Origin of the sequence: Micromonospora sp. DT227 (assembly GCF_049841835.1) — a bacterium.
In the GTDB taxonomy this organism is placed as follows: domain Bacteria; phylum Actinomycetota; class Actinomycetes; order Mycobacteriales; family Micromonosporaceae; genus Micromonospora.
Genome location: NZ_JBNCLA010000023.1, coordinates 1 through 26728 on the forward strand (window position 1 = coordinate 1; position 26728 = coordinate 26728).

At 73.1% G+C, this 26728-nt stretch carries 30 protein-coding genes and 3 tRNA genes; 17 read left to right on the forward strand and 16 right to left on the reverse strand.

Annotation, left to right across the window (positions count from 1 at the left end; all coding sequences use genetic code 11):
• From ACLQ2W_RS33350 to ACLQ2W_RS33360, 3 genes are all read left to right on the forward strand, one after another.
• Positions 1-1572, forward strand: a 1572-nt coding sequence (locus ACLQ2W_RS33350; RefSeq protein ID WP_425791815.1) for a polymorphic toxin-type HINT domain-containing protein, incomplete at its 5' end; no start/stop codon positions are given.
• A gap of 59 nt (positions 1573-1631) precedes the next feature.
• Positions 1632-2078, forward strand: coding sequence for a hypothetical protein (locus ACLQ2W_RS33355; protein WP_425791817.1), 447 nt, complete (start codon positions 1632-1634; stop codon positions 2076-2078).
• 43 nt (positions 2079-2121) lie between these two features.
• Complete coding sequence (locus tag ACLQ2W_RS33360) at positions 2122-3012, forward strand: hypothetical protein (RefSeq protein ID WP_425791819.1); 891 nt, start codon at positions 2122-2124, stop codon at positions 3010-3012.
• Here ACLQ2W_RS33360 and ACLQ2W_RS33365 read toward each other — a convergent pair.
• Positions 2958-3566, reverse strand: a complete 609-nt coding sequence (locus ACLQ2W_RS33365) for a dTDP-4-dehydrorhamnose 3,5-epimerase family protein (RefSeq protein WP_425791821.1) — start codon at positions 3564-3566, stop codon at positions 2958-2960. The two genes, ACLQ2W_RS33360 and ACLQ2W_RS33365, sit on opposite strands and share 55 nt — an antisense overlap.
• Positions 3563-4453, reverse strand: a complete 891-nt coding sequence (rfbA, locus tag ACLQ2W_RS33370; protein WP_425791823.1) for a glucose-1-phosphate thymidylyltransferase RfbA — start codon at positions 4451-4453, stop codon at positions 3563-3565. Before rfbA ends, ACLQ2W_RS33365 begins: the two co-directional genes overlap by 4 nt.
• A 35-nt stretch (positions 4454-4488) precedes the next feature.
• Here rfbA and rfbB point away from each other — a divergent pair, with 35 nt between their 5' ends.
• The 4 genes from rfbB (at position 4489) to ACLQ2W_RS33390 (ending at position 7971) form a co-directional block, all read left to right on the forward strand.
• Positions 4489-5487: a dTDP-glucose 4,6-dehydratase gene (gene rfbB, locus ACLQ2W_RS33375; protein ID WP_425791825.1), complete on the forward strand. Its 999-nt coding sequence runs from the start codon at positions 4489-4491 to the stop codon at positions 5485-5487.
• Positions 5484-6362 (forward strand): dTDP-4-dehydrorhamnose reductase, encoded by an 879-nt coding sequence (gene rfbD / locus ACLQ2W_RS33380; RefSeq protein ID WP_425791827.1) that lies wholly within the window; start codon positions 5484-5486, stop codon positions 6360-6362. The genes rfbB and rfbD overlap by 4 nt, the downstream gene beginning before the upstream one ends.
• 208 nt (positions 6363-6570) lie before the next feature.
• Complete coding sequence (locus tag ACLQ2W_RS33385) at positions 6571-6867, forward strand: hypothetical protein (RefSeq protein WP_425791829.1); 297 nt, start codon at positions 6571-6573, stop codon at positions 6865-6867.
• A 54-nt stretch (positions 6868-6921) separates the two neighbouring features.
• Entirely contained in the window at positions 6922-7971 is a 1050-nt protein-coding gene (locus ACLQ2W_RS33390) for an expansin EXLX1 family cellulose-binding protein (RefSeq protein WP_425791831.1), read from the forward strand.
• A 131-nt stretch (positions 7972-8102) separates the two neighbouring features.
• Here ACLQ2W_RS33390 and ACLQ2W_RS33395 read toward each other — a convergent pair whose 3' ends face one another.
• The 4 genes from ACLQ2W_RS33395 to bcp all read right to left on the reverse strand — a co-directional run bounded on the left by ACLQ2W_RS33395 (position 8103) and on the right by bcp (position 9881).
• Entirely contained in the window at positions 8103-8627 is a 525-nt protein-coding gene (locus ACLQ2W_RS33395) for a GNAT family N-acetyltransferase (RefSeq protein WP_405092698.1), read from the reverse strand.
• An 89-nt stretch (positions 8628-8716) separates the two neighbouring features.
• A tRNA-Leu gene (locus ACLQ2W_RS33400) sits at positions 8717-8792 on the reverse strand.
• Positions 8783-9379 carry an HNH endonuclease gene (locus ACLQ2W_RS33405; RefSeq protein ID WP_425791833.1) on the reverse strand — a complete coding sequence of 199 codons (597 nt, stop codon included), beginning with the start codon at positions 9377-9379 and terminating at the stop codon, positions 8783-8785. The genes ACLQ2W_RS33400 and ACLQ2W_RS33405 overlap by 10 nt, the downstream gene beginning before the upstream one ends.
• A gap of 31 nt (positions 9380-9410) precedes the next feature.
• Positions 9411-9881, reverse strand: a complete 471-nt coding sequence (gene bcp, locus ACLQ2W_RS33410) for a thioredoxin-dependent thiol peroxidase (RefSeq protein WP_107162775.1) — start codon at positions 9879-9881, stop codon at positions 9411-9413.
• Positions 9882-10005: 124 nt separating this feature from the next.
• Between bcp and ACLQ2W_RS33415 the strand changes: the two genes are divergently transcribed.
• Genes ACLQ2W_RS33415 through ACLQ2W_RS33430 form a run of 4 tightly spaced genes read left to right on the forward strand, consistent with a single transcriptional unit; the run spans position 10006 to position 12683 of the window.
• On the forward strand, positions 10006-10728 hold the full coding sequence (locus tag ACLQ2W_RS33415) for an energy-coupling factor ABC transporter permease (RefSeq protein WP_425791836.1): 723 nt from the start codon (positions 10006-10008) through the stop codon (positions 10726-10728).
• A complete protein-coding gene (locus tag ACLQ2W_RS33420; RefSeq protein ID WP_425791838.1) occupies positions 10725-11132 on the forward strand; it encodes a PDGLE domain-containing protein in 408 nt (135 codons plus the stop codon). Before ACLQ2W_RS33415 ends, ACLQ2W_RS33420 begins: the two co-directional genes overlap by 4 nt.
• Positions 11133-11148: 16 nt before the next feature.
• Positions 11149-11919: a cobalt ECF transporter T component CbiQ gene (gene cbiQ, locus ACLQ2W_RS33425; protein ID WP_396776277.1), complete on the forward strand. Its 771-nt coding sequence runs from the start codon at positions 11149-11151 to the stop codon at positions 11917-11919.
• Entirely contained in the window at positions 11916-12683 is a 768-nt protein-coding gene (locus tag ACLQ2W_RS33430; protein WP_425791840.1) for an energy-coupling factor ABC transporter ATP-binding protein, read from the forward strand. The genes cbiQ and ACLQ2W_RS33430 overlap by 4 nt, the downstream gene beginning before the upstream one ends.
• A 183-nt stretch (positions 12684-12866) precedes the next feature.
• Here the strand turns inward: ACLQ2W_RS33430 and ACLQ2W_RS33435 are convergent, their stop codons facing one another.
• From ACLQ2W_RS33435 to ACLQ2W_RS33450, 4 genes are read right to left on the reverse strand one after another with little or no spacing between them, the layout of a single operon-like run.
• Positions 12867-13982, reverse strand: a complete 1116-nt coding sequence (locus tag ACLQ2W_RS33435; RefSeq protein ID WP_425791842.1) for a hypothetical protein — start codon at positions 13980-13982, stop codon at positions 12867-12869.
• Positions 13979-14695: a DsbA family protein gene (locus ACLQ2W_RS33440; protein WP_425791844.1), complete on the reverse strand. Its 717-nt coding sequence runs from the start codon at positions 14693-14695 to the stop codon at positions 13979-13981. Before ACLQ2W_RS33440 ends, ACLQ2W_RS33435 begins: the two co-directional genes overlap by 4 nt.
• Complete coding sequence (locus tag ACLQ2W_RS33445) at positions 14688-15206, reverse strand: MauE/DoxX family redox-associated membrane protein (RefSeq protein ID WP_425791846.1); 519 nt, start codon at positions 15204-15206, stop codon at positions 14688-14690. The genes ACLQ2W_RS33440 and ACLQ2W_RS33445 overlap by 8 nt, the downstream gene beginning before the upstream one ends.
• Before the next feature lie 30 nt (positions 15207-15236).
• A complete protein-coding gene (locus tag ACLQ2W_RS33450) occupies positions 15237-15824 on the reverse strand; it encodes a sigma-70 family RNA polymerase sigma factor (RefSeq protein WP_405092705.1) in 588 nt (195 codons plus the stop codon).
• Between the two features lie 201 nt (positions 15825-16025).
• On the opposite strand from ACLQ2W_RS33450, the gene ACLQ2W_RS33455 reads away from it, so the two are divergent.
• The 3 genes from ACLQ2W_RS33455 (at position 16026) to ACLQ2W_RS33465 (ending at position 19493) form a co-directional block, all read left to right on the forward strand.
• The gene (locus tag ACLQ2W_RS33455; RefSeq protein WP_425791848.1) at positions 16026-17693 is read left to right on the forward strand and encodes a copper resistance CopC/CopD family protein; all 1668 of its coding nucleotides are present in this window, start codon (positions 16026-16028) and stop codon (positions 17691-17693) included.
• 16 nt (positions 17694-17709) lie between these two features.
• Positions 17710-18441: a YcnI family protein gene (locus tag ACLQ2W_RS33460; RefSeq protein WP_405092707.1), complete on the forward strand. Its 732-nt coding sequence runs from the start codon at positions 17710-17712 to the stop codon at positions 18439-18441.
• 143 nt (positions 18442-18584) lie between these two features.
• Complete coding sequence (locus ACLQ2W_RS33465) at positions 18585-19493, forward strand: hypothetical protein (protein ID WP_425791850.1); 909 nt, start codon at positions 18585-18587, stop codon at positions 19491-19493.
• 106 nt (positions 19494-19599) lie between these two features.
• Here ACLQ2W_RS33465 and ACLQ2W_RS33470 read toward each other — a convergent pair whose 3' ends face one another.
• Positions 19600-20883, reverse strand: a complete 1284-nt coding sequence (locus ACLQ2W_RS33470) for a glycosyltransferase 87 family protein (RefSeq protein WP_425791852.1) — start codon at positions 20881-20883, stop codon at positions 19600-19602.
• A 73-nt stretch (positions 20884-20956) separates the two neighbouring features.
• On the opposite strand from ACLQ2W_RS33470, the gene orn reads away from it, so the two are divergent.
• Positions 20957-21547 carry an oligoribonuclease gene (orn, locus tag ACLQ2W_RS33475; RefSeq protein ID WP_281936007.1) on the forward strand — a complete coding sequence of 197 codons (591 nt, stop codon included), beginning with the start codon at positions 20957-20959 and terminating at the stop codon, positions 21545-21547.
• 90 nt (positions 21548-21637) lie between these two features.
• Positions 21638-21713, forward strand: a tRNA-His gene (locus ACLQ2W_RS33480).
• A gap of 378 nt (positions 21714-22091) precedes the next feature.
• Here ACLQ2W_RS33480 and ACLQ2W_RS33485 read toward each other — a convergent pair.
• From ACLQ2W_RS33485 to ACLQ2W_RS33500, 4 genes are all read right to left on the reverse strand, one after another.
• Positions 22092-22406 (reverse strand): hypothetical protein, encoded by a 315-nt coding sequence (locus ACLQ2W_RS33485; protein WP_405092710.1) that lies wholly within the window; start codon positions 22404-22406, stop codon positions 22092-22094.
• A 2-nt stretch (positions 22407-22408) separates the two neighbouring features.
• Entirely contained in the window at positions 22409-22630 is a 222-nt protein-coding gene (locus ACLQ2W_RS33490) for a hypothetical protein (protein ID WP_425791855.1), read from the reverse strand.
• 306 nt (positions 22631-22936) lie between these two features.
• Positions 22937-24235, reverse strand: coding sequence for an Ig-like domain-containing protein (locus ACLQ2W_RS33495; RefSeq protein ID WP_425791857.1), 1299 nt, complete (start codon positions 24233-24235; stop codon positions 22937-22939).
• A gap of 191 nt (positions 24236-24426) precedes the next feature.
• Positions 24427-25704 carry an Ig-like domain-containing protein gene (locus ACLQ2W_RS33500; protein ID WP_425791859.1) on the reverse strand — a complete coding sequence of 426 codons (1278 nt, stop codon included), beginning with the start codon at positions 25702-25704 and terminating at the stop codon, positions 24427-24429.
• 187 nt (positions 25705-25891) lie between these two features.
• On the opposite strand from ACLQ2W_RS33500, the gene ACLQ2W_RS33505 reads away from it, so the two are divergent.
• Positions 25892-25967 (forward strand) — tRNA-Lys (locus ACLQ2W_RS33505).
• A gap of 581 nt (positions 25968-26548) precedes the next feature.
• Here the strand turns inward: ACLQ2W_RS33505 and ACLQ2W_RS33510 are convergent.
• The coding region (locus tag ACLQ2W_RS33510) for a hypothetical protein (RefSeq protein ID WP_425791861.1) at positions 26549-26728 on the reverse strand (180 nt) is incomplete at its 5' end.

Genomic DNA, 26728 nt, shown 5'->3' on the forward strand with positions numbered 1-26728 from the left:
CAGTCCGCCACGACGGCGCGGAACGCGGCGAACTCCGCCCAGGCCAGCGCCAACCAGGCCGCCCAGTCCGCCGCCACGGCGGGCGCGGCAGCGAAGCGGGCCCGCCAGGACGCCGCGGGGGCCGCGCAGGCAGCCAAGGAAGCCCGGCAGTCGGCAAAACAGGCTGGCGCCGACGCTGCCGCCGCGAACCAGGCGGCCCGAGAAGCGGAGCAGATCTACAACACCAAGCTGAAGGAGTGGGAGGCCGCCCAGCGGAACACCGCGCCGGGCAGCGCCTGGAACGGGGACGGTACGGCGCTGGACCAGCACCGGACCTGGAGCTGCATGGTGCAGCCGTCGCAGCTCACCGCGGAGTGCGCGAAGGTCTACGTCGACTTCGCCGACGCACTCGTCCGGCCCACCAAGTGCACCACCGCCGGGCTGAACACCGGTCCCGGCTGCGAGATGGTCGACGACATCAAGGAGTTCGTCAAGGACAACCCCGACCTGATCCTCGACGTCGTGCAGCTCGTCCTCATGGTGTGCGGTCTCGTGCCGGCCTACGGCGAGGCCTGCGACGGGGTGGACGCCGGCATCTCCTTCGCCCGGGGCGACTGGGTGGGCGGCGTGCTCTCCGGACTCAGCGCGATCCCGATCGGCGGTTGGGTGCCGGCCGGGATCAACATGGGCCGGCTCGGGGACAAGTTCCGCGACGCGTGGCGGGTGTTCGACGAACTCGCCAAGAAGTGCGACAACGTGCCGAACAGCTTCGCACCCGGCACCAAGGTGCTGCTCGCCGACGGCAGCCGTAAGGCCATCGAGCGGTTGCGCGTCGGCGACGAGGTCCGGTCGGCGAACCCGCTCGTGGGCGTCTCGGCGACCGGACGGGTGGTCGAGACCATCACGGGCACGGGTGTCAAGGTGTTGGCGAAGGTCACCGTCGACGTCGACGGCGACCGGGGGACCGAGACCGAGACGCTCACGGCCACCTGGAACCACCCGTTCTGGAACGCCGACGCCAAGGTCTGGACCAAGGCCGGGGAACTCAGGCGGGGCCAGTCGCTGCTCACCGCCGCCGGGCGCCGGGTCGAGGTCGAGAGGGTGGAGACCCGTACCGAGCGGACCACGGTCTACAACCTCAACGTCGCGGACCTGCACACCTACTACGTCTACGCCGGTGACGTCCCGGTGCTTGCCCACAACTGCGGAAAGATCGATCTGGATCACGGCATCGGGGACGCCCATCCCCGGGACCACGTCGGAAAGACCGACGCCGAGATCAAGACGCGCGCCGACACGGACCCGAAGGCAAAGGGTGTGGCGTCCACTCTCAAGGGAGACACCTACCAGCAGACCGTGGACGCCGTCGTGGCCGACAACCTCGACAAGATCAATCGGTGGGCGTCGAAGGCGCAGGTCGGCGCGGAGATCGAATACACCAAGCGGTTCAGCTACCCTGTTGGCCGGGTCGCGAAGATCGGCGAGGCCGAGCCGAAGGACGCCTACACGGTCACGCTCGTCCTCAAGCGCATCGACAAGGGCTACCAGGGCCACAAGGGTGCCTGGGTGGTGAAGACCATCAAGGCGTTCTGACGCTCTGACGAGGTGGGGGTCTGATCTTCGTGGTCGAGAGGTACGCGGCACCCGAGGCGGTGGCCAGTGACGTCGTGGCGTCGCTCGCCCGTTGCGACCGGGAGTTGGGCGACTTCGCGACCGGCGTCAAGCTCGACTACGACTTCGGGCCGGACAGCGAGCTCTACCCCCACCTCGTCCTCAGAGCCGAGCAGGACGGGGCGCAGCAGGCGGACATCCGCAAGACGATCCGGATGCCGATCTCGCTGCGCCCCTTCCTCAGCAATGAGATCTCCATCCGACTGACCCTCACGTTCACCTCGTCGTCGTGTGACGTCACATCGTCCATCGAGGCCCACCTCGACCAGCCGATGGCCGAACGGGGTCCCGGCTCGCACGTCCTCTACCGCAGATCCTCGACGGGGCTTCGCCTGCCGGAGGCCCTGCGGGCGGCGGAAGCGCACATCCGCGACCTCTACCAGGTGGCGACATTCCCGGAAACGCTCGGGCTGAGCTCTCGGGGGTGAGCCGCGCGGGCGGCCGGGCCGGCAATCGTACAGGTTCACCGAGGTGCTGGGGGAGTGCCAGGTCGGTCGGGCCTGGGCGGCGCTGGACGGGCAGGACCGGCCGGTGACCGTGGCGACGCTCGACGGCGCCGCCGCCGACGACCAGCGGTGGCGGGAGGCGTTCACCAACGCGGCTGACGTGCTGGCGCAGACGCCCGACGGCCACCGGTACGTCAACGCCGACTTCGACGCCGGCCAGCCCTGGGTGGTGTACCCGTCCGACGGGGAGGTCGCCACCGAGCGGCTGTTCCGGCCCCTGGGCATGGACTGGCAGCGCACGGCCGCCGCCCTCCCGCCGGTCTCCGCGCCACCGCAGCCCGTCTCCGCCCCACCGCAGTTGCCGTGGACGCCGCAGCCCTGGGCCATGGCGCCGCCGCAGCCGGTCTCCGGCGCGCCGGCACCGGCGTACCGGTCTCGCCCGGCATGCCGGTGCCGGCCGTCCCGGCCCAGGCCGCCGCCCCGGATCCGCTGGTGGCCACCGGCGGTCCCCGGATCGCCCCGGTCCCGCGTCCGCCGCGTAACCGGACCGGCCTCTGGATCGGCGGCGTGGTCATGGCCGCGGTGCTGGCCGGCGGCGCCGGGCTGCTCGCCGGTCGGCGGCATCTGGTGGGGCCGGGAGGACAGCGTCGCCGCGCCCTACGTGGAGACGCCGTGTGGGGCCGGGCTCGGCGGCAACTGGGACGCGCTGCGCGACCTGCCCATGGTGGTCAGGGCCACCGCGGTGGCGGCCCGCTCGTCGGCGCGCTTGAGCAGCGCGGCGCTCCACGTCTTGCCGGCCGTCCCGCCGCGCCGGCCGGAGCCGGACCGCTGGCCGCTGCGCGCCGCCGACGGTGCGCCGGCTCAGGGCGACGGGCGGGTGTCCAGCCCGGCGGTGAAGGACCGGCAGGCGTCGTAGTCGGGCAGCCGACCCGCCGCCCGCGCCTCGGCCAGGCTCGGCGCGGCCGCGTCCCGCGCGGACAGCAGCGGCGTCGCGGTCGGCCAGTCGATGGCGAGGGCCGGGTCGAGCGGGTGCACGGTGTGCTCGGCCGCCGGCCGGTACGTGGCGGAGCAGAGATAGCTGATCGTGGCGTCGTCGGTCAGCGCGCAGACGCCGTGCCCGAGCCCCTCGGCGAGGTAGACGGCCCGCCGCTCGGTGTCGTCCAGGCGTACCGCCTCCCACCGGCCGAAGGTCGGCGAGCCGACCCGCACGTCCACCACCACGTCCAGCACCGCCCCCCGGACGCAGGTCAGGTACTTCGCCTGGCCGGGCGGGACGTCGGCGAAGTGGATGCCGCGCACCACGTCCCGCGCGGAGACCGAGAGGTTGGCCTGGGCCAGCCGCAACGGATGCCCCACCGCCTCGGCGAGCCGGTCGTGGCGGTACCACTCCAGGAAACGCCCGCGCGGGTCGCCGTGCTGCTGCGGCGTGACCTCCCAGGCCCCCTCGATGCCCAGCGGCCGGATCCTCACGAGCCGCTCCCGACGCCGCCCGGCCGCTCGGCCAGCAGGCCCAGCAGGTAGTCGCCGTAACCGCTGCGGGTCAGCGGGTGGGCCAGCGCCCGCAGCCGCTCGTCGTCGATCAGCCCGGACCGCCAGACCACCTCCTCGACACAGCCGATCTTCATGCCCTGGCGCTCCTCGATCACCCGGACGAACTCGGCGGCCTGCATCAGCGAGGTGAACGTGCCGGTGTCCAGCCAGGCGGTGCCCCGGTCGAGCACCGTCACGGACAGCTCGCCCCACCCGCGGTAGGTCTCGTTCACCGCCGTGATCTCCAACTCGCCCCGGGCGCTGGGCGTCAGCTTGCGGGCGATGTCGACCACCCGATTGTCGTAGAAGTAGAGGCCGGGCACCACGTACCGGGAGCGGGGCCGGGCCGGCTTCTCCTCGATCGACAGCACCCGGCCGGCCGCGTCGAACTCGACCACGCCGTACGCCTCCGGGTTGGCGACCGGATACGCGAAGACCCGCCCGCCGGCCGGGTCGCCGTGCTGCGCGAGCTGCCGGCCGAGACCGACGCCGTGGAAGATGTTGTCGCCCAGGACCAGCGCGACCGACTCGTCACCGATGAAGTCCGCGCCGATCAGGAACGCCTGCGCGATGCCCTCCGGCCGGGCCTGCTCGGCGTACGTCAGCCGCAGCCCCCACTGGCCGCCGTCGCCGAGCAGCCGCTCGAACTGCGGGCGGTCCTCCGGTGTCGTGATCACCAGGATCTCCCGCACCCCGGCCATCACCAGCGTGGACAGCGGGTAGTAGACCATCGGCTTGTCGAACACCGGCATGAGCTGCTTGGAAACGGCCCGTGTGATCGGCCAGAGCCGGGATCCGGTGCCACCGGCGAGAAGGATTCCGCGCACCCGCGGAGCGTACCGTCGCGTAAACTCCACGATCCGTGAGGATCCTCGTCACCGGCGGCGCCGGCTTCATCGGCTCGGAGTACGCGCGGATGCTGCTCGGGCGGCCCGGCGACGACGGCGCGTGGACGCCGGACCCGGTGCCCGCCGCGGTGACCGTGCTGGACAAGCTCACCTACTCCGGCAACCCGGCCAACCTCGACCCGGTAAGCGACGATCCCCGCCTGCGCTTCGTGCCCGGCGACATCTGCGACGCGGCCCTCGTCGACGACGTGGTCGGAGGCCACGACGTGATCGTCCACTTCGCCGCCGAGTCGCACGTGGACCGGTCCATCACCGGCGCGGCCACGTTCGTCACCACGAACGTGCTCGGCACCCAGACGCTGCTCGACGCCGCGCTGCGCCACGGCACCCGCCGCTTCGTGCACGTCTCCACCGACGAGGTGTACGGCTCGATCGACGTCGGCTCCTGGACCGAGGAGTGGCCGTTGGCGCCGAACTCCCCGTACTCGGCCTCGAAGGCCGGCGCCGACCTGCTGGCGTTGGCCTACCACCGCACCCACGGCCTCGACGTGGTGGTGACCCGCTGCGCCAACAACTACGGGCCGTACCAGTTCCCGGAGAAGATCGTCCCGCTCTTCGTCACCAACCTGCTCGACGGCGGCACCGTGCCGCTCTACGGCGACGGCGGCAACGTCCGGGACTGGCTGCACGTGCACGACCACTGCCGGGGCATCGCGCTGGTGCAGGAGAAGGGCCGCGCCGGCGAGGTCTACCACATCGGCGGCGGCACCGAACTGACCAACCGCGAGCTGACCGGCCGACTGCTGGCGGCCTGCGACGCCGGCTGGGACCGGGTGGTGCCGGTCGGCGACCGCAAGGGCCACGACCGCCGCTACTCGCTCGACATCACCAAGATCCAGAACGAGCTGGGGTACGCCCCGCGCATCGACCTCGACCGGGGCCTGGCCGACACCGTGCGCTGGTACCGGGAGAACCGGGCCTGGTGGGAGCCGCTGAAGGCGGCGCACCGGTGACCCGGCTGCTGGTCACCGGCGCCGGCGGCATGCTCGGCCGCGACCTGGTGACCGTGCTGCGCGCCCGCCCCGACCGGTCCGTCACCGCCGCCACCCGCGCCGACCTCGACATCACCGACCCGGACGCGGTACGGGACGCGGTCGCCGGGCACGACGTGGTGCTCAACGCCGCCGCGTGGACCGATGTGGACGGCGCCCAGACCCGGGAACGCGACGCCACCGCCGTCAACGGCGACGCGGTCGGGCACCTGGCCCGGGCCTGCGCCGCCACCGGCGCCCGACTCGTGCACGTCTCCACCGACTACGTGTTCGGCGGCGACGCCACCCGGCCGTACCCGGAGGACGCGCCGACCGGCCCGGTCAACGCGTACGGGCGGAGCAAGCTCGCCGGGGAGCGGGCAGTGGCCCGGCTGCTGCCCGAGCGCGGGTACGTGGTGCGGACCGCCTGGCTCTACGGCGCCCACGGGCACAACTTCGTCACCACCGTGCTGCGGCTGGCCGCCGACCGCGACCGGCTCGACGTGGTGGCCGACCAGCACGGGCAACCGACCTGGTCGTACCGGCTCGCCGAGCGGCTCGTCGCGCTCGCCGAAGCGGCGCTGGCCGGCGACGCCGCGCCGGGCGTCTACCACGGCACCGCGTCCGGTGAGACGACCTGGTACGGCCTCGCCCGCGCGGTGTTCGCACTGTCCGGCCTGGACCCGGCGCGGGTCCGCCCGACCACCGGCGACCGCGTTCCGCGCCCGGCGCCCCGCCCCCGCTACAGCGTGCTGGCCCACGACCGGTGGGCCGCCGCGAAACTGCCACCGCCCGGAAACTGGCACACGGACCTGGCCGAGGCGCTGGCCGGCCACCGGGCAGGTTGGCGGCGGTGACGTGCGCCCCGATCACGGCCGGGTCGTCGCCTTGGAGCAACGTCGCGGCCGACCTCGACGGCCGGCCCGGAACACCTCCGCCAGGATGACCTCGTCCGGACGGACGACGCCGCCCGCCGGTCGGCCCGCCCGCCCGGCGCGGGCCTTGCGGCCGAACCGCGCGGGATCGATGATGGCCGAAACGACCGGATCGGACCGAGGAGTCGACATGCAGGTGATCCACCAGCCGCGGGTGGCGTGGGACACGGCCCGGGTGATCGGCGACGCGCTCCGGGACGACGCGCTGTTCGGCTGGCTCCACCACGAACTCGGCGACCTGTTCGGGCCCGCCGCCGGGGACGCCCTCGTCGAGAGCCGCAACCGGGTCCGCTGGGCCGGCGACGCCCGCCTGCCGGTCGAGACCGGCCTCTGGCGGGTCCGCCTGGAGGACGCGCTGCGGCAGCGCCCGGAGCTCACCGACGAGCTGGCCGGTCTCGCCTCGGTCGCCCGCGCGCACCGGCCTTAGCTTTCGCTTAGCCCGCTTGTCCGGCGGCCACCCGGTCCGGCAGCATCGACCGGCGTGACCGACGGCAGCGCGCCCCACCCCTCCACCTCCACGTCCACCGGCGACGGGCGCCCGCCCGCCCGGACCGGTCGTCGCCGTACCCCGGCCCGGGCCCGCCGCCGGCTCGCCGCCGCCGGCCTGGCCACCCTCGCCGCCGTGGTCGCGGTGACCCTCGCGGTACGCGGCGGCGCGGCCCCCGCCTGCGCCGCCCCACCCCGCGCGGCCCTCCCGTCGGCCGCCGTCCCCGCTCACGCGGCCCTCCCGTTGGCCGCCCCGCCGGCCGGTGGCGTCACGCGCACCGGCAAGGCCACGTTCTACGACTCGAAGGGCGCCGGCGGCAACTGCTCCCGACCCGCCGCGCCCGCCAACCGGCTCTACGTCGCGCTCGGCCCGAGCGAGTACGCGGCCGGCGCGTCCTGCGGCGGCTTCCTCGACGTCACCGGCCCGCGCGGCACCGTCCGGGTGCTCGTCATGGACCAGTGCCCGGAGTGCGCCCCCGGCCACCTCGACCTCTCCGCCGAGGCGTTCGCCCGGATCGCCGACCCGGTGCAGGGCGTGGTGCAGGTCCGCTACCGGGCCGTGGTCGACCCGCCGCTGCCCGGCCCGCTCACGTTCCGCCTCAAGGAGGGCGCGTCGCAGTGGTGGTTCGCCGTCCTGGTCGGCGACCACGGCAACCCGCTGCGCTCGGTGGAGGTCCGGCAGAACGGCTCGTGGCGCGCGGCGGCGCGCGAGGACTACAACTACTGGCTGATCCCGTCCGGCGCCGGCCCCGGCCCGTACGCGATCCGGGTCACCGACGTGTCCGGCCACCGGGCCACCGCCATCGGCATCCGGATGCTCCCCGGTCAGGTGCAGCGCAGCACCACCCGGATGTACGGCGGCGGCACCGCGTCCACCGCCCGTAGCGCGAAGCCGTCCCGCTCGCCGTCGTCGCCCCGCCCGACCCCGACCCCCAGCCGTCCCGCCTCCCCACCCCCGCCCACGTCGTCCCCCGCCACGCCACTCCCGACCACCCCGCCCCCGCTGACGCCCCTCCGCGAGGCCGCCGCCCCCACCTGCACCTGACCCACCCCCACCCCCCACCCCCTCACCCCCACCCCGTGCCCCCTGATTCACGGAAAGCGTGGCCATCCGGGCCGGAATGACCACGCTTTCCGTGAATCAGCGCCCTTCTCGGGGGCTTGTGGTGGGTGGGGTCAGGGGAGGGGGAGGTCTTGCCACATGAGGATCTCGTCCCGGGAGTCGGTGGGGGACAGGCGTAGGGCGGCGGGGAGACGGCCGACCTCGCGGTAGCCGAGGCGGCGGTAGAAGCGGTCCAGGCCGAGCCCGTCGCGGACCGTCACGTGCAGCGCCGTCACACCCAGCGAGCGGGCCACCCGTTCGGCCTCGCGCATCAGCGCCGCCCCGTACCCGCGTCCCTGGGTGTCGGGGTGCACCATGACGCGCTTGAGCACCCGCCAGTGTGTCTTGAGGTGGAAGCGGTTGTCGCTGATGACCAGGACGGCGACGAGCCGGTCACCCTGGTAGCCGGCGAGCAGCCGGTCCGGTCCGTCGGCGACGTCGGCGAGCGTCGACTCGGCGACCGGGCGCACCTCGGCGGCGCTCACCGGGGCGACGAAGCCGACCGCGCCGCCGGCGTTGGTCGCCTCCACCCAGAGGGCGACGAGCCGTTCGCGCAGCTCGGGGGTCAGGTCGGGGTCGAGCACGAAACGCAGGTCCACGCCGCCATCCTGCGCGTGACGACGCGGCCCGGACCTGCGTTCGTGACCTTCCCGACAGCCGCCGGCGCCGAACGGCACCGGTGACCGGGTGGTAGGGCCGGCGGGACTCGAACCCGCACTGGTGCGGACCTAAACCGCATGCCTCTGCCGTTGGGCTACGGCCCCTTCACGGTGAACACCGTCGTCCTCCACGGCCATTCTGGCCGACGCCGCAGGCGTCTGCCGATCGGGAAGCCGGTCGGTGTCACAGCCTCCGGATCGTAGACCACGTCCGGCGCCGGCACGGCCGGCCTACGGTTGCCGGCGTACGTGGCGGTCTGGCTGTGGCAGTTCGGGCAGAGCAGCCGCAGGTTGCGTGGACGGTTGTCCAGGAAGTCGCCGTTGATGTGGTCGACGTGCAGCGTGAGCGGCGCACCCTGCCAGGTGGCACCGATCCCGCACGCCTCGCACTCCTCCGGCAGGCCGATCGCGCGGAGCGCCCGCTTGAGTCGATGGCCGGCGACCCTGCGGCTGCCCTCCGGGCGGTTCGTGAGCAGCGCCGTCGGCGGCAGGCGGGCACCACGCCCGCCCTTGTTGTGGGCCTGCCCGGTGAAGTGTGAGGTGTTGATGCCGAAGCGCTTGAGCTGCCGGCTGATGTGCGCGTGCGACCCGCCGCTGATCCGCACCCCGAGCAGCCGCATGACCTCGGTGACGCTGTGCGCCCGCGCGGCGGTCGCGGCCAGCAGCTCGGGGGAGTACCGGTAGCGGACCACCCGCAGACGGTAACGGCGGCCTCCGACAGCGTCAGTCGAGACCGAGGTCGCGGCGCAGCTTGGCGACGTGCCCGGTGGCCTTGACGTTGTAGAGCGCCCGCTCGATCTTGCCGTCGGCGTCGATGACGAACGTGGAGCGGATCACGCCGGTGACGGTGCGCCCGTACGACTGCTTCTCGCCGTACGCTCCGTACGCGGTCAGCACCGCCTTGTCCTCGTCGGCGACCAGCGGGAACGTGATCGCGTCCCGCTCGCGGAACTTCGCCAGCTTCGCCGGCTTGTCCGGGGAGATGCCGACCACCTGGTAGCCGGCGGACTGCAACGAGGCGAGCGAGTCGCGGAAGTCGCACGCCTGCTTCGTGCAGCCGGGCGTCATGGCGGCCGGGTACGCGTACAGGATGACCTTGCGACCACGCAGGTCGGCCAGGGAGAGCGTCCCGCCGTCGTCGGTGGGGAGCGCGAAGTCGGGGGCGGGGTCGCCGGGGTTCAGGCGGTCGGTCATGGCGGGAACGATACCGCCGCGCGCGGGCCGGAGGCGGGCGGCGACGCGCGGCCGGATGGTGATCATCACCATGGCTTGTTGCAAGGGATTGGCAACAACGTCTCCCGGGAAATAGGCTCTGCCCGTGGAAACCCTGGCGATGCACATCTCCAACGGGATCATCGACGGTCCCGTCGCCGCGATCTTCGCGGCCTTCGCGCTCGCCGCGCTCACGTTCTGCGTGCTGCGCGGCCGGGCCGACCTCGACGACCGGCTGGCGCCGATGGCCGGCCTGGTGGCCGCGTTCATCTTCGCCGTGCAGATGCTCAACTTCCCGATCTTCACCGCCGGGGTGAGCGGTCACCTGCTCGGCGGCGCGCTCGCCGCGCTGCTGGTCGGCCCGTGGGTGGGCGCGCTCTGCGTCGCCGTGGTGCTGGTCGTGCAGGCCCTGGTGTTCGGGGACGGCGGGGTGGCCATGCTCGGCCTCAACATCACCAACATGGCGATCCTGGGCACCGCCGCCGCGTACCTGCTGATCGCGCTGCTGCTGCGGGTGCTGCCGCGCACCCCGGCCGGGCTGGCGGTCACCGCGTTCGTGTCCGCGCTGGTCAGCGTCGTGGTCGCGTCCCAGGGCTTCGTGCTCCAGTACTGGCTGGGCGGCACCACCGACCTCGGCGGCAATCTCGGCGGGCTGGCCGGCACGATGGCCTTCGCCCACCTGCTGATCGGCATCGGCGAGGGCCTGATCACCGCGACCACGGTGGTCACCGTCGCCAAGGTCCGCCCCGACCTGGTGTACGCGTTGCGCGCCCTGAAGAAGCCGGCCGTCCCGGTTCCCGCCGTCCCGGTCGCCGGAGGTGCCCGATGAGCAAGCGTTCCTGGCCGTTCCTCCTCGGCGGCCTGCTGGTCGCCCTGCTGCTGGCCGGCGTGGTCAGCAACTACGCCTCGTCCCACCCGGACGGGCTGGACTCGTCGCTGCTCAAGGGCTGCACGGTGAACGCCGACGACGAGATCACCGGCGGTAGCTGCCCGGCCCAGCAGGCGAAGGACCACGAGTTGGCGGACAGCCCACTGGCCGACTACGGCGTCCGGGGGATCGGCAACGACTTCCTCTCCACCGGCCTGTCCGGCGTGCTCGGCGTGCTGCTCACGTTCGCGCTCGGCGGCGGCCTGTTCTGGCTGGCCCGCCGCCGCAACCCGGCAACCGGCCCGACGAGCGGCCCGGCCACCGGCGACAGTGGGACCACCACGCAGCCCGCCGGCACCCGCTGAGCCGGGGGAGCGACGAATGGGCGCCGGGCACGGGCACGTGCTCTACCGCGAGTCCGGCTCGCCGGTGCACCGCCTCCCGCCGGAGGTGAAGATCACCGCCATGGTGCTGTTCACGGTGGCGGTGGTGGCCACGCCCCGGGAGGCGTACTGGGCGTTCGGCGGGTACGCGCTGCTGGTCGTCGCCGTGGCGGCGCTGGCCCGGGTCGGTCCGCGCTGGCTGCTCGGCCGGGCGCTGATCGAGCTGCCGTTCGTGCTGTTCGCGTTCGCGCTGCCGTTCCTCGGCACCGGTGAGCGGGTCGGGGTGGCCGGGCTGAGCCTCTCCGTCGACGGGCTGCACGGCGCGTTCAACATCCTGGCCAAGGGCACGCTTGGCGTACTCGCGTCGCTCCTGCTGGCCGCGACCACCACGACCCGGGACCTGATCCTCGGCCTGGACCGGCTGCGCTGCCCGCAGATCCTCACCCAGATCGCCACGTTCATGCTGCGCTACCTGGAGGTGCTGGTCGGCGAGGCTCGGCGGATGCGGCTGGCCCGGGTGTCCCGGGGCGACGACCCGCGCTTCCTCTGGCAGTTGCGCGGCTTCGCGGCCGGTGTCGGCGCGCTGTTCCTGCGCGCGTTCGAGCGCGGCGAGCGGGTCTACCTGGCGATGGTCTCGCGCGGCTACACCGGCCGGATGCCGGCGGTGTGGCAGGGGGCCGGCGCGGCCACCGCCGGGCAGTGGGCGGTCGCCGCGACGGTCCCGGTGATCGCGGCCTCCATCGCCGCCGCCGCGCTCGTCCTGCAATGATCGGGTACGTGCAGCCGCCGCCCTCCCTGGACGTCCGTGGCGTCCGGTACGCGTACCCGGACGGTCACGTCGCCCTGCACGGGGTGGACCTGACCGTGCCGCGCGGCGACCGGGTGGCGCTGCTCGGGCCGAACGGCGCCGGCAAGACCACGCTGGTCCTGCACCTCAACGGCATCCTCACGCCGACCGAGGGCACGGTCGAGGTGGGCGGTCTGACCGTCTCCCGCGACCGGGGCACGCTGGCCGAGGTGCGCCGCCGGGTCGGCATCGTCTTCCAGGACCCGGACGACCAGCTCTTCCTGCCCACGGTGGCGGAGGATGTCGCGTTCGGCCCGGCCAACCTGGGGTTGCGCGGGGCCGAGCTGGCGGAACGGGTCGACGAGTCGCTGGCGGCGGTGGGCATGACCGAGCACCGGGACCGGGCACCGCACCACCTGTCGTTCGGGCAGCGGCGGCGGGTGGCGGTGGCCACCGTGCTCGCGATGCGGCCGGAGATCCTGGTGCTGGACGAGCCGTCGTCGAACCTCGACCCGGCGGCCCGCCGGGAGCTGGCGGAGATCCTGCGCGCCCTGCCGGTGACGCTGCTGATGGTCACGCACGACCTGCCGTACGCGGCCGAGCTGTGCCCCCGCGCGGTGATCCTGGACGGCGGCCGGATCGTGGCCGACGCCCCCACCAAGGACCTCCTGGCCGACGCCGAGCTGCTGGCGAAACACCGCCTGGAACTCCCCTACGGCTTCACCCCGCCCCTCCACCGCCCCTGACTCCCCTCCTCGAACCCCCCTCGGCCCCCGAGCCCTCGGCGATCTTGCACTTTCCGCCCTGGCAAACAGGACAGAAGCCGCACCACGGGGGCCGCAACTGCAAGATCGCCGGGGCGGGGCGGGGCGGGGCGGGGCGGGGCGGGGCGGGGCGGGGCGGGGCGGGGCGGGGCGGGGTTGGGCGGGTTAGGGGATTGGGGTTGTGTGGGGGTGAGTGGGGCGGGGGGTGGTGCGGGTGGTGCGGGTGGTGCGGGCGGTGGTGCGGAGGCGGAGCAAGCCGGCGGCTACCGCGCCGGCGCCGGTGGCCAGCGCCACGGTGACCAGGACCCGGATGAGCGTGGGCGGGCCGGCGGCCGGGGGGACCGAGCGGGCCAGCACGGCGAGGTTGGACACGCCGGCGAACAGCGTGAGGCAGGCGCCGGCGAGCGCCAGCGTGAAGTCGGCGGCCGGCCGGCGGGCCAGCGCGTACCCGCCGGCGGCCAGCGCGCCGAGGCCGGTGAGCAGCGTCCACACCTGGCCGGTGACCAGTTCGGCGAGCAGACCGCCGGCCCCGGGCGCGCCGGTGTCGAGCGCCCGGCCGACGGTGAGCGCCACGGTGGCCGCGCCCCCCACGGCGAGCAGTCCGCCCACCGCGCGCAGCGCGCGGACGCCGGCAGCCGTGCCGCCGGGCACCAGCCCGGCCGCGCCGAGCGTCAGGAAACCGAGCGTGGCGGCCACCCACCACGGGTACGGGTCGGGCGGCGGCACCCAGTCCAGCGTGCCGCGTACCTCGGTCGGGGTGTCGCTGGCGCGCAGCGGCACCACCCAGTCGCGGACCCGCTGGACGCGGCCCGGGTCGGCGGCGACGGCGGCGGGTGGGCCGTCGGACCGCCAGAGCGTGCGCTGGTCGTGCCAGCGGTGGGTCGGCCCGTCGGCGATCCGTCGCCAGGCCGGCGCGGCGGCCGGGTCGGCCTCGGCCGGCAGCCGCGTCTCCCCGGCGATGGTGCGGTTCAGCCAGGTGGCCGGCGAGCGGCTGTTCTCGAAGACCCCGCCGGGACCGATCCGCAGGTAGGGCTCGCCGGAGTAGCCGAGCACGGTGACGTCGGCGCCGCCGCGGTTGGTCAGCTCCAGCCGCGCGCCGGCCTCCACCATCCGGGCGGTCAGGCCGGTCCGCTCCGGGCCGACGCCGGTGACGGTGGCCCGGTAGTCGGTGCCGTCCGGCGCGTCCGCGCCGTGCGCGGCGGCCGGCGTGGCGGACGCGAGCAGGGCGGTGGTCGCGGCGGCGACCAGCAGCCCGGCCCGGCGCAGCGGTGCGGGGATCACTTGCCGGCCGCCGCCACGGCCGCCTTGATGCCGTCCGGGCTCTTGTCCGCCAGCTCGGTGCCGTTGACCTTGATGGTGGGGGTGCCGGTGACGCCGGACCTGCTGGCCTCGTCGGTGAGGTGCCCGGTCCACGCCGTGTACGTGCCGTCGTTCACGCAGGAGCCGAAGTCGTCCCGGTTCAGCCCGACGCCCGCGCCGATGTCGATCAGCTCGTCGTTGCTGAGCCCGGCGCTGCCCTCGGCCGGCTGCTTCGCGAAGAGCTGGTCGGTGAACTCGCGGAACTTGCCGCCCTTCGCGGCGCAGCCGGAGGCCGCCGAGGAGCGGGTGGAGTACTCGGTGGTGGAGAAGCGGTTCAGGAACGCGACCGGGTGGAAGACCACCTTGGCCTTGCCCGCGCTGACGAGCTGGTTGATGGTCTCGCCGTTGACCTGCTGGAACTGCTTGCAGACCGGGCAGAGGTAGTCCTCGTAGAGGTCGATGGTGACCGGGCCGGAACCGTAGACGATGCCGGTGCCGGCGTCGTTCGCGCCGGGCGGGGCGGTGAAGTCGTCGGACTTCTGCGAGGAGTAGACGGCCCAGCCGATGCCGCCGGCGATCACCAGCACCAGCACCGCGGCGATGGTGGTGAAGAGCGTGCGCTTGCGGCGCTTCTCCCGGGCGATCTGCTCGCGTACCACGCGCGAGGCGTCCTTGCGGCCCTTGCGGCTACTCATCGTCGTCCTCCACGGTGTCGCCCGCGAGCCACCCGTCCACCGAGAACGGGGTGCGGGGCCAGATCAGCAGGAACCCGGCCAGCGCCAGGAACCCGAGGTCCCGGAGGATCTCCGGGAGGTAGCTCGGCGTCTCCCCGGCGCCGAGCTGGCCGCCGCTGCCGAAGCACCCGCAGTCGATGGCCAGGCCGCGCGCCCAGGCCGACGCGATGCCGGTGACGAAGACCACCAGCAGCGCCACGGAGACGCCGGCGCTCACCCGGGTGGCCAGCCCGGCGAGCAGCAGCAGGCCCAGGGCCAGCTCCACGAACGGCAGCGCCGCCCCGATCACGGTGGCCACGTCGTACGGCATCACCTGGTAGGCGTTCACGGCCCGGCCGGAGGCGGCCAGGTCACCGACCTTGGCGCCGCCGGCGACCAGCCAGACGGCGGCCAGGCCGAGGCGGGCCGCGACGCCCAGCCAGGGGCGTAGCGCCGGCCAGCGCGCGGCGGCAGGGGAGGGGTGCACAGTCATTCGTCGTCCGGCGGTCACGAAAGGTTCCCGCTATCCGGCCCGCGTGTCGCCGACGGCGTCGACCAGTTCGTCGCGGGCCCGGGCGACCCGGGAACGGATGGTGCCCACCGGCACCCCCTCCACGTCGGCGGCCTCGGCGTAGGAGAGGCCGAGCAGTTGGGTGAGCACGAACGCGGAGCGTCGCTCGGCGGGCAGCCGGCGGACCAGGTCGGTGGCGCCGAGTTGGCCGGCCGGGTCCGGGTACGGCCGGTCGGTGGCCGCCTGGGCGGCGAGCCGCTCGTCGAGCCGGCGGCGGCGCACCAGGGTACGCAGGTGGTCGGCGCAGGCCCGTCGGGCGATGCCGAGCAGCCAGGTGCGGGCGGTGGACCGGCCCTCGAAGCCGGGCAGCGCGCGCAACGCCCGCAGGTAGGTCTCCTGGGTCAGGTCGTCCGCGCTGTCCGGGTCGACCAGGGCGGCGGTGAAGCGCCAGACCTCGGCCTGGGTGGCCCGGACGAACGCGGCCCGCGCGTCCGGGTCGCCGTGCCGGGCCGCCAGCGCCCAGTCGGTGACCGTCTCCCGCGCAGCCCCGGGCCCCGCCGGGAGGCGGTCGGCGGCGGTGTCGCGCGGGGCGGGGATCACGTCAGACGAGGTTACGCGGCGTACCTGTGCCGGACAGGGTCCTTCGGCCCATTCCGTGGTCCGGCACACGCCGGGAACTTTTCCCACCCACTCACCGACTACCCCCGCATGACCTCCGACCAGCGCGCGGGCCGCGCGCCTCGGCGTGCCCGCCGGAGGTCGGCTCGCCGGATGCCGCGCGGTTCGGGAACCATGGCGGTCATGAATGCTGCCGTACGCCGCCCGCCCGGGGCCGTCGCCGCCCGCTCCGGGGCCGCCGCCGGGCTGCTGCTCCTCCTGCTCGCCCTGCTCCTCGCCCCGGCCACCCCGGCCAGCGCCCACGCGGTGCTGGTGAGCAGCAGTCCCGCCGCCTCCGCGGTGGTGCCCGAGGCGCCCGCCCAGGTGGTGATCACGTTCAGTGAGGGGGTCCGCAAGGTTCCCGGGAAGGTGCGGGTGATCGCCCCGGACGGCTCGCGGGCCGACCGGGGCGAGCCGACGTTCCGGGGCGCCGAGGTCAGCATCCCGGTGGACCCGTCCGGCGGACGCGGCACCTACCTGGTGAGCTACCGGGTCATCTCGGCGGACAGTCACCCGGTCTCCGGCGCGTTCACCTACTCGGTCGGCGCCCCGTCCGAGCCGCCGACCGACACCGGCTCGGACAACCGGGCGAACCCGGTGACCGAGAACGCGGTCAAGGTGGCGAAGTACGTCGGCTACGTCGGTCTGCTGCTGCTGGTCGGCCCGGCGCTGGTGCTGGCCGCGCTCTGGCCGCGCCGGCTGTCCCGGCGGGGGCCGGCGCGGCTGGCCTGGGCCGGGCTCGGCGTGCTGGCGGTGGCCACGCTGGCGGAGCTGTGGCTCCAGGTGCCCTACACGAACGGCGGCGGCCTGTTCGACGTCACCTCGGCGGGCCTGGGCGACGTGTTGGGCAGCGCCTACGGCGCCACCCACCTGGTCCGGCTGGGCCTGCTCGCGGCGGCGGCGTTCCTGCTCCGTCCGCTGTTCGCCGGGCCGGTCGGCCGCACCGACGGGATCATCCTGGCGGTCCTGGGCGGGGCGGCGTTGTTCACCTGGCCGCTCGCCGGCCACGCCGCCGCCTCGCCCGCGCCGGCGGTCTCCGTGGTGGTCGACGCCGTGCACCTGGGCGGCATGGCGGTGTGGCTGGGTGGCCTGGTGATGCTGGCGGTCTTCCTGCTGCGCCGCGCCGACGAGCGCGAACTGGGCGCGATCCTGCCGATCTGGTCCCGCTGGGCCGCGCTCGCGGTGGCCGCGCTGCTGCTCGCCGGCACCGTGCAGGGGCTGATCGAGGTGGCCACCCCGAAGGCGCTCGTCGACACCACGTACGGCCGGCTGCTGCTCGCCAAGATCGCGCTGTTCGCGCTGGTGATCGGCGTGGCCGCGTACTCCCGGGCGTTGGTGCGGCGGCGAGTCGCCGCCGGCCGGCCGGGCGCGATGCGGCGGGCCGTGGTGGCCGAGCTGGCGATCACCGCGGTGGTGCTCGGCCTGTCCGCCACCCTCGTGCAGACCACCCCGGCGCGGACCGCGGGCACCGGCGTGACCGGCGGCTCGGTCGACTACTTCTCGACCACGCTGAGCAGCCCGAAGTATTCCCTCCAGGTGGAGCTGGACCCGGCCGGGACCGGCAACAACTCGCTGCACCTCTACGCCTACACGACCGACAACCGGCCGCAGGCGGTGCAGGAGTGGAAGGTCACCGCCGCGCTGCCGTCGGCCGGGATCGAGCCGATCACGGTGCCGCTGCTGCCGCTGAGCGACAACCACGCCACCGGCGAGGTCAGCCTGCCGGCCCGGGGCGACTGGCAGCTCCGGATCACCGTCCGCACGTCCGACATCGACCAGGCCACGGTGACCGCCACCGTGCCGATCAAGTAACGGAAGGTTCCCTCTGATGATCCGTCTCCGGCGTTCCGCGACCGCCGCCGCGCTGACTCTCGCCGCCGTCTCCGCGACCGTGCTCGGCCTGGCCGGGTCGGCCTCGGCGCACGTCACGATCAACCCGAAGGAGGGGACGCAGGGCGGCTACGGCCGGTTCGCGTTCCGGGTGCCGAACGAGAGCGACACGGCGTCGACCGTCAAGGTCGAGGTGAACCTGCCGGCGAACGCGCCTGTCGGTTCCGTCTCCACCATGCCGGTGCCGGGCTGGACGGTGGCGGTGGAGAAGCGCAAGGTCGACCCGCCGGTCGAGGTGCACGGCAGCCAGCTCACCGAGGCGGTCTCCAAGCTCACGTTCACGGCGGCGCCCAACGGTGGCGTGAAGCCGGGCGAGTTCCAGGAGTTCCCGGTCTCGATGGGGCCGCTGCCCCAGGTCGACACCATGGTGTTCAAGGTGCTCCAGACGTACTCCGACGGCAACGTCTCCCGCTGGATCGAGGAGCCCACGCCGGGCGCGGAGGAGCCGGAGAACCCGGCCCCGGTGCTCGCGCTGGCCGCCGGTGGGGCGTCCGCGTCCCCCGGCGCGAGCGCGCCGGCCGTCGCGGCGGACGACGACGATGACGACGACGCGGACTCCGGGGCGGCCACCGCGTTCGGGGTGGCCGGGCTGGTCGCCGGACTGGCCGGCCTGGTCCTGGGCGGGCTGGCGTTCGCGCGTACCCGGCGGGAGCCCGCCGCGAAGTCCTGAGCACGGCACGGTCACCGGCCCGGCGGATCACTTTCGCCGGGCCGGTGCCCGTCGGTGGGCCGGGTGCGGTGGATATCCGGCGATCGGCGGAGCGTCGTCGGTAAGGTCGGCCGGGTAGTTGGCTACCGAGAGGGACGACGCGAATGCGTTTCGTACGCACGATCGCCGGCATGCTGCTGCTGGCCCTGGGAATTCCGGCGCTGCTGATGGGCGCCGGGCTCTGGCTCACCGCCCGGCACGCCGATCCGGCCGGCGGCTTCACCGCCCGCTTCGAACCGGTCCGCACGCCCGCCCGCGCGGTCGTGGTGACCGACGTGGACGAGCTGCTCCGGGCCGACCTGCCGGCGGCCCGCACCGGGCAGGTCCGGCTGCGGCTGGGCGCGCGGGACGCCGGTGGTCCGGTGTTCCTCGGCCTCGCCCCGACCGACCAGGTGCGCCGGTGGCTGGCCGACGTCCCGCACAGCACCGTGCGGCGTGTCGCGGTGACCCGGGGCCCGCTGCCGGTCCGGCTCGACCCGGCCACCGTCGGCGTCGCCACCGCCGTCCCGGCCGGTCAGTCCTTCTGGGTACGCCAGGGCGTCGGCTCGCTCCAGTGGCGCCCCGCCGAGCTGGGCGACCGGTCGTTGAGCCTGGTGGTGATGCGCGCCGACGGCGCCGGCGGGCTCGACCTGAGCCTGCGGGGCGAGGTGCGGGCCGGCTGGTTCCCGGGCGTGGCGTGGGCGTTGCTGGCCGGCGGGACGCTGCTGGTGGTCCTGGCGGTGCTGTTGCTGCTGCGCCCGCACCGGCCCCGTGAGGTGGTCTTCGTGGTCGAGCCGGACCAGGTCCCGGTGCTGGCCGGGCGGCTCGGCATCAGCTCGCTGAGCGAGCTGGGCCGGCAACCGGACCGGGCGTCCGGCCCGGACCGGCAACTGGTCGCCGTCGGCCCGGCCGCCGGTGGGCGGAGCCGCGCGGCGATCTCCTCCGCGCCGAGCCGGCGCCCGGCCAGCCTGGCCGACCTGCCGGCCGGCCGCGACTGGTCGTGGCCGCCGGTCGCCCGGCGGGACGACAGGTGATCCCGGCGCGACGGCAGGTGGCCCTCCGCGCTGCCGACGCGGAGGGCCACCGTCACCGGGGGAATTCGGTGCTACCTGGGAGAAAACAGAGGTAGTTGGGACAAGATTAGCGCCGAACGCCACCGTTTGCGAGGTCTGTCCGTTCAACGACCGTCGCGGTCCGCCGGCGGACCGGCAGCACCGCCAGCAGCAGCAGGCTCAGCAGCACATACGCGTTACGCGTGACGAAGTCGACCGGGTCGTCGGTACGCGCCGGACCGGCGCCCCAGTCCTGGAACGTCACCACCCCGTACACGATCACCACGCCGGTGCCCACGGCCAGCGCGAGCAGGCCACGACGCCGGCGGGTCCCGGCCGCCGTCGACCGGTCGGCGTCCAGCGCGGCGTCCACCAGCACCACCACCGCCGGAATGAACCAGTACAGGTGGTGGGTCCAGGTGATCGGGGAGATCAGACCGCCGACCAGGCCGGTCAGCGTCAGCCCGGCCAGCGCGTCCCCGGCCCGCGCCGCGCGCGCCGCCCGCCACAGCCCGTAGCCGGCGACCAGCAGCGCGAGCACCAGCCACGGCAGCCGGCTCGGCTCCTCCGGCGCGGTGATCCGGCTGAGCAGCCCGAACAGGGACTGGTTGCCGGTGTAGTCGGTGCGGCCCACCCGGTCGGTGGCCCACAGCTCATGGGTCCAGAACCGCCACGAGTCGTTCGGCGCGACCGCCGCCGCCAGCAACGTGGCCGCCGTCGCGGTCGCCGCCGCCACCGCCGCGGCCCGCCACCGCCGGGCGGCCAGCAGATAGAGCACGAAGATCCCGGGGAACAGCTTGAGCGCCGCCGCCAGCCCCACGCCCACACCGGCCCAGCGCCGCCCCTGGGGTACGGCGAACAGCAGGTCGGCCAGGATCAGCACCACCAGCAGCATGTTGATCTGCCCGAAGGTGATCGTCTCCCGGGTGCTCTCCACCGCCAGCACCAGCAGCACGGCGACGGTCAGGCCGAACACGCGGGGCAGGCCGTGCCGCCGCAGCACCGGCGTCACCAGCCAGCGGGTGGTGACCACCACGCCGGCCACGGTCAGCACCGTGAACGCGGCGATGGTGACCCCCAGCGGCAGCAGCGCGAACGGACGCAGCAGCAGCGCCGCGAACGGGGGATAGGTGAAGTAGAGCGCGCCCTGCACCCGGTCCGGCTGGACGTAGTCGTAGAGCGGGTGCCCGGCCGCCCACCAGTCCATCGCCCGCATGTAGATCTTCAGGTCGAAGTAGTCGTGCACGAAGCCGGGCAGGTAGAGCGCCGGCAGCATGGCCGCCAGCGCCAGCACGGTGACCACCCGCCGAGCCGTACGCCCGCCCGCGTCGTCCGGGGTGACGGCGGGTGGGGCGACGGGTTCGGCTGGCACGGGGAAACCCTAGCGGTCCACCTGGCCGACCGGGCCGAGGCGCGGGCGGGTCGGCGGCGCGTAGTCTGTCCCGGTGGCTGATCTTCTCGTCTGGATCGATTGTGAGATGACCGGGCTCGACCTCGGCCGGGACGCCCTGATCGAGGTCGCCGCGCTCGTCACCGACCCCGATCTCAACGTGCTCGGGGACGGCGTGGACGTGGTGATCCACGCCGACGACGCGGCGCTCGCGGGCATGCCGGAGATCGTGCGCACCATGCACGCCAAGTCCGGCCTCACCGAGGAGGTACGCCGGTCCACGGTCACCCTCGCCGAGGCCGAGGACCTGGTGCTCGACTACGTCACCAGCCACGTGAAGGATCCGAGGACCGCGCCGCTGTGCGGCAACTCGATCGCCACCGACCGGGGCTTCCTGGCCCGCGACATGACCCGGCTCGACGCCCACCTGCACTACCGCATGATCGACGTCTCCTCGATCAAGGAGCTGTGCCGGCGCTGGTACCCGCGGGTGTACTTCGGCCAGCCGCAGAAGGGCCTGGCCCACCGCGCGCTGGCGGACATCCGGGAGAGCATCCGGGAGTTGGAGTACTACCGGCGGACCCTGTTCGTGCCGCTGCCCGGCCCGGACGTGGAGACCGCGAAGGCGATCGCCGCCCAGCTCTGACGTCCGGGTCGGAACCCGGTGGACGGGGCGGGGCCGGGTGTGGCTATTATTGGTCCGCGCACCGCCCGGGTGACCGGAGCGGCGAGCATGGTGGCTGTAGCTCAGTTGGCAGAGCACCGGGTTGTGGTCCCGGTTGTCGTGGGTTCAATTCCCATCAGTCACCCCAAGCGTTACCCCAGGTCAGGGCCGGTTTTCACCGGCCCTGACGCGTATCCGGGGAGTACGGCGGGGGCAGTCACAGGCGGCGCATCCTGCCGACGGCCACGCCGACGCGGAACGCCCCACGGTCTGCCGGCTGCGGGGGCAGCCGATGAGGTCGCAGGCCAGCAGGTAGAGGGCGGCGGTACGGGCTGGCTGCCAGCGGTAGCGCACCTCATGCCGATGCCCCGTCTTTACCCTGAGCTGGCACTCCACCGGCACCCGAGGCGGCGACCGCCACCCCGGAGCGTTCGCAGCACCGGCACCTCGGTGGGGAACTCCAATGCCACACGAACAACACCCCGCTCACCTTCGGGTGGGCGGGGCGTTGCGTTGCGTTGGATGGTCAGACCGCGTGTAGCTCTCGGACGCTGCGGTCGGTCGCCACGTACTGCGGCCAGTCGTCCGTGTGGCACTCCGCGGCGTGCAGGGCGGCGCGTACCTGCGACAGAAGGATGTGGACGGCGCTCTCGAAGTCGTCGGCTTCGATGCTCGTGGCGAACTCCACGGTGCGATCGGCCAGGCTGGCAGCCATCTGCACCTCGCAGTCCAGGTTGTCGAGGTGTTCCTGCACGGCGTCGAGGAACTCCTCGTACTGCGCGTCGGTGCCGTGTGGCGTACTTTCGAGCGTCATCTGGATCGCGATGCGATGCTGCTGCATGATCATCCCTTCTCCCAGCATGTGGCTCGTTTGAGCTGCCCAATGAGATCTTTTAGGTAGTTCGCACCAGAGGGGGTGCACTTCACGGTCTTCCAGTGCTTTTCAGGGCATGGGCAGTACAGCTTGAAGTACCTGTTGCCCCCGCCGTCAACTCTCCAGTTCTTGCGCTCAGCCTCGCGGAGAACGTCCTCAAGTTCTTTAACTCTGTGCTTGGGGCGTGACACTCGGTAAACGCTCCTTGCCTCTTGAGGTTACCTACCCGGAAGATCCACTAACAGACGCGGTTGGTCACAGACGCGCCAACGAGTGAAGAGGGCATTGGATGCGGCGTTGCCGCGTTCGGGCTGGGCAGACTGGGAGCAGTGAGCCCGACGCAACCCGTCCCAGCCGAACGCAATCCGAGGCATCTAGCACGGGAAACGGTGGTCACCGCCGTGACCTAGATGCCACGGCGGTTTCAATTCCCATCAGTCACCCCTACGACGAAGCCCCCTCCCGAAGGAGGGGGCTTCGTCGTGTGCGGGGTCCGGTCAGGCGGTCGGCTCGGCGCTGGGCGTCCCGGCGTCCGGGCTGGCGTCGTCGCCCGGCGCGGCCGGCGGCTCGTACGGCAGGGCGCTGCCCTTGACGTACTCGTCCCAGCTCATGTTCCAGTCGGTCCAACCGTTGCCGTTCTGGAGCTTGCGCTCGGTGCCCTTGACCGTGATCGGGTCGCCCAGGCGGGTGTTGGCGAACAGCCAGTTGCCGTCCTTCATCGAGACGTTGACGCACCCGTGCGAGACGTTCGAGCGTCCCTGCACACCCTCGGACCAGGGGGCCGCGTGGATGAACTCGCCGCCCCAGGTGAGCCGCTGCGCGTAGTCGATCTCGGTGCGGTAGCCCTCCTCCGGGCCCAGCTCCTCCATGGTGTCGAAGACGGTGTGCCGGAGCTTCTCGATGACCACCATGGTGCCGCTGGACGAGGGGGTGCTCTTCTTGCCGAGGCTCACCAGGATCGTCTTGACGACCTTGCCGTCCTTGGTGACGGTCATCCGCTTGGTGCGGTTGTCCACCGTCATCACGAACGAGGGGCCGATCTTCACGTCGACGGTCAGGTCGGAACGGCCGTACCAGCCGTCGCCCAGCGGCAGCCCGTTGGCCCGCACCTGGTAGGAGACCGTGCTGTTGGCCTTCCAGAACGTCTTGGGCCGGTAGTGCACCTCGGTCGGGCTGATCCAGCGCCAGATGCCCTCCTGGGCCGGCTGCGCGGTCACCGTCATCCGGCGCTGCATGTCGTCGCGGTAGTCCTCGCCGATGGCCCGGCCGAACTTCACGATCAGCGGCATGCCCACGCCGACGACCTGGTTGTCGCCGAGGAAGCTGGTCACCCGGACCTGCTTGGCGGGCTTGGCCATCACGGTGAACGTGCTGGTGGCGGTCGCCGGCTTGCCGTCGTCGCCGGTCGCCGTCACGGTCGCGGTGTACGTCTGGGCGTAGTCCAGCGCGGTGGCGGGCTCCCAGCTCTTGCCGTCGGCGGCGAGGGTGCCCTCGACCGCCTTGCCGGTGGCGTCCTTCAGCTCGACGGCGGTCTCCTGCGCGTCCTTCGTGGTGAAGGTGATGGCGGTGGTGGCCGGGACGTCCTTGGCGTCGGCGGCCGGCTCGCTGATGGTGGCCGCCGCCTTCGGGGCCTTCTCGCCGCCGTCACCGCCGCCCTGCCAGCTCGACGGCTTGTCGCCGCCGCCGGTGCAGGCCGTCAACGTCATGGTGGCGACGAGCACCGCCGCGGCGAATGCGCGGCGCCCGCCGCGGCGGGCGCTCCCGCCCCGGATCGGTTCGTCCTGGCCAGCTCGCATGATTCCCTCACAAGTGTGCTGCGCGGTCCCGATCGTCTCTGGTCAGACGCGTCGGACCGGGTACTCGTTGCCGGAAGTGAACCGGAACACCCCGGTGACGGTGTAACGATTCTGTCGTCGTCCGGCGCTTCGTTGCTGGGGACGAGTCCCGGCGCCGCCGCAGGCGGCCGCGTCCGACAACGGTACGCCGCTTAGAACGGTGCGCCCTGCCCGCCCTTCGGCACCGGCAGGGCGCTGCCGGCGACGAACTCCGACCAGCTCAGGCTCCATGCCGTCCAGCCGTTGCCGGGCACCAGCCGCCGTTCGGTGCCCTTCACCGTGATCGGGTCGCCGACAAGCGTCTTGCCGAACAGCCACCGACCGTCGGCCATCGACACGTTCACACAGCCGTGCGACACGTTCCGGCGGCCCTGCACCCCCTCCGACCAGGGCGCGGCGTGGATGTACTCACCGCCCCAGGTGAGCCGCTGGGCGAAGTCGATCTTCGTGACGTACTGGTTGTTCGGGTCCGGCTCGTCGCGGGTGTCGAAGACGGTGGACTCCTTCTTCTCCATCACCACCATGGTGCCGCTGGAGGACGGGGTGCTCTTCTTGCCCAGGCTCACCGGCAGCGTCCGGATCACCGCGCCGTTCTCCGAGACCGTCATCTTCTTGGTCGCGTTGTCCACCGTCATCTCGAACGCGCGGCCGATCTTCGCGGTGGCGTTCCGGTCGACGTTGCCGTAGCGGCCGTTGCTCAGCGGGATGCCGGCCAGCGCCAGCCGGACGGTGAGCGTGGTCCCGGTCTTCCAGTACTCCGGGGCGCGGTAGTAGGCCTGGGTGCCGTTGGCCACCCAGTACCAGGCGCCGGGCTGCGGCGGATCGGTCTGCACGAACATGCGCTTCTGCACCGCGGCCCGGTCCTTCTTCGGGATGCCCGGCGAGAACTCGGCGACCACCGGCATGGCCACGCCGTACGTCTTGTCGCTGAACAGGTAGAGGCCGGAGCCGATGGTGGACTTCGGCTTGCCCATCGTGGTGAACGTGCTGGTGCCCTGGTGGGTCGCGCCGTCCGGGCCGGTCCCGGTGACCGTGGCGGTGTACTTCGTCGCGTACTTCAGCGGGGTGGACGGCACCCAGCTGGAGCCGTCACGCCGCATCCGCCCGTTGACCGCCGTGCCGTCGGCGGTGGTCAGGACGACCTTCGACACCGTGCCGCCGCCCGGGACCCGCGCGCTGATCTCGGTGCTGGCCGGCCGGCCGGTCGCGCTGTCGGCCGGGCTCACCGTCAGCGGCGACGAGGCGGGGGCCGCGTCGCTCGGCGGGGCGCTCGTCGGATCCGGCGCGGTGGACGAGACGCCGCCGACCTCCTGCTGCTGGCCGGGCACGAAAGCCGGCTTCTCCTCGCCGCCGCCGCACCCGGTCAGTGCCAGCGACGCCGTGAGGACCAGGACGCCCACCATCGCCCCGGCCCGCGCGAACCTGCCCATGCCCACCCCTGTCGTAGCGTGCCTGGCGGACATCGTGCCCCATCGACGCCATGACGCCCGCCCCCGAACTGGGTCGGCTGTCTGGTTTCGGCATCTTTGCCGGTTAAGCTCGTCCGAAGGGTGGACCCCGGTATCGGATTGGAACCCCGCTCGGCGGGCATGCTAAGGTTCTTCCCGTTGTCAGCGAGCGCCGCTAGCTCAACTGGCAGAGCAGCGGACTCTTAATCCGCGGGTTCGGGGTTCGAGTCCCTGGCGGCGCACCAACGAGCAAGGCCCTAGCCTGGTGGTTCCATCGGGTCGGGGCCTTTTTCGCGTACGCGGACAGGGGGCGGTCGTCGGCGGGTGCTCGGGAGTCGTTGGACCGGGCTGGCTCGGTGACACGGTGGGGATGTGCCGGATCCAGGACGAGGCATTGCGGGTCTATGGCCCGTACCGATCGACGTGGCACTCGTTGCCCTGAGGCCGGTCGATGTGTCTCGCGCGGGCCGGCGGGCGACCGAGGCGGCGGTGACCGCGCGTGACGCCGTCGCCGGCCTACCCGAGGCGCCCGACGAAGAGCCTGCTCGCGCCGGCTGCCGCAGGCGAGACATTGCCGCAAGCGGAATATTGATTAGTATCTGTTCCTATGGTGCGGTCGACGTCGGCGTTCTGGTCGGAAGGGCGAACGCCGGCCCCCGCGGCTGGACGCCGGCTGCCAGCTCGACCGCCTCGACGAGGTGAAGCGGCACGCCCGGTCCGTGTCGCAGCCGTACGAGCGCCTCGGCGACCCAGCCGGTGTCGCCTGAATTCACTCGACCCCAACCGTGTTCCGGAACAGTTGGGACACCTGGCAGCCGACCACCACCTATTCGAGGAGCAGAATCATGTCCACGGTCCGACGACTCACCGCCGCCACGGCGCTCGCCACGGCGATGCTGGCATCGAGCCTCGCCGTCGCCTCTCCGGCCTCGGCTGACTGTGAGCATGGCGGGGTCGGTTCAGCGGTGGTGAGCTGATAGCTGGCAGCAGTGGGTGTGACTCTTCG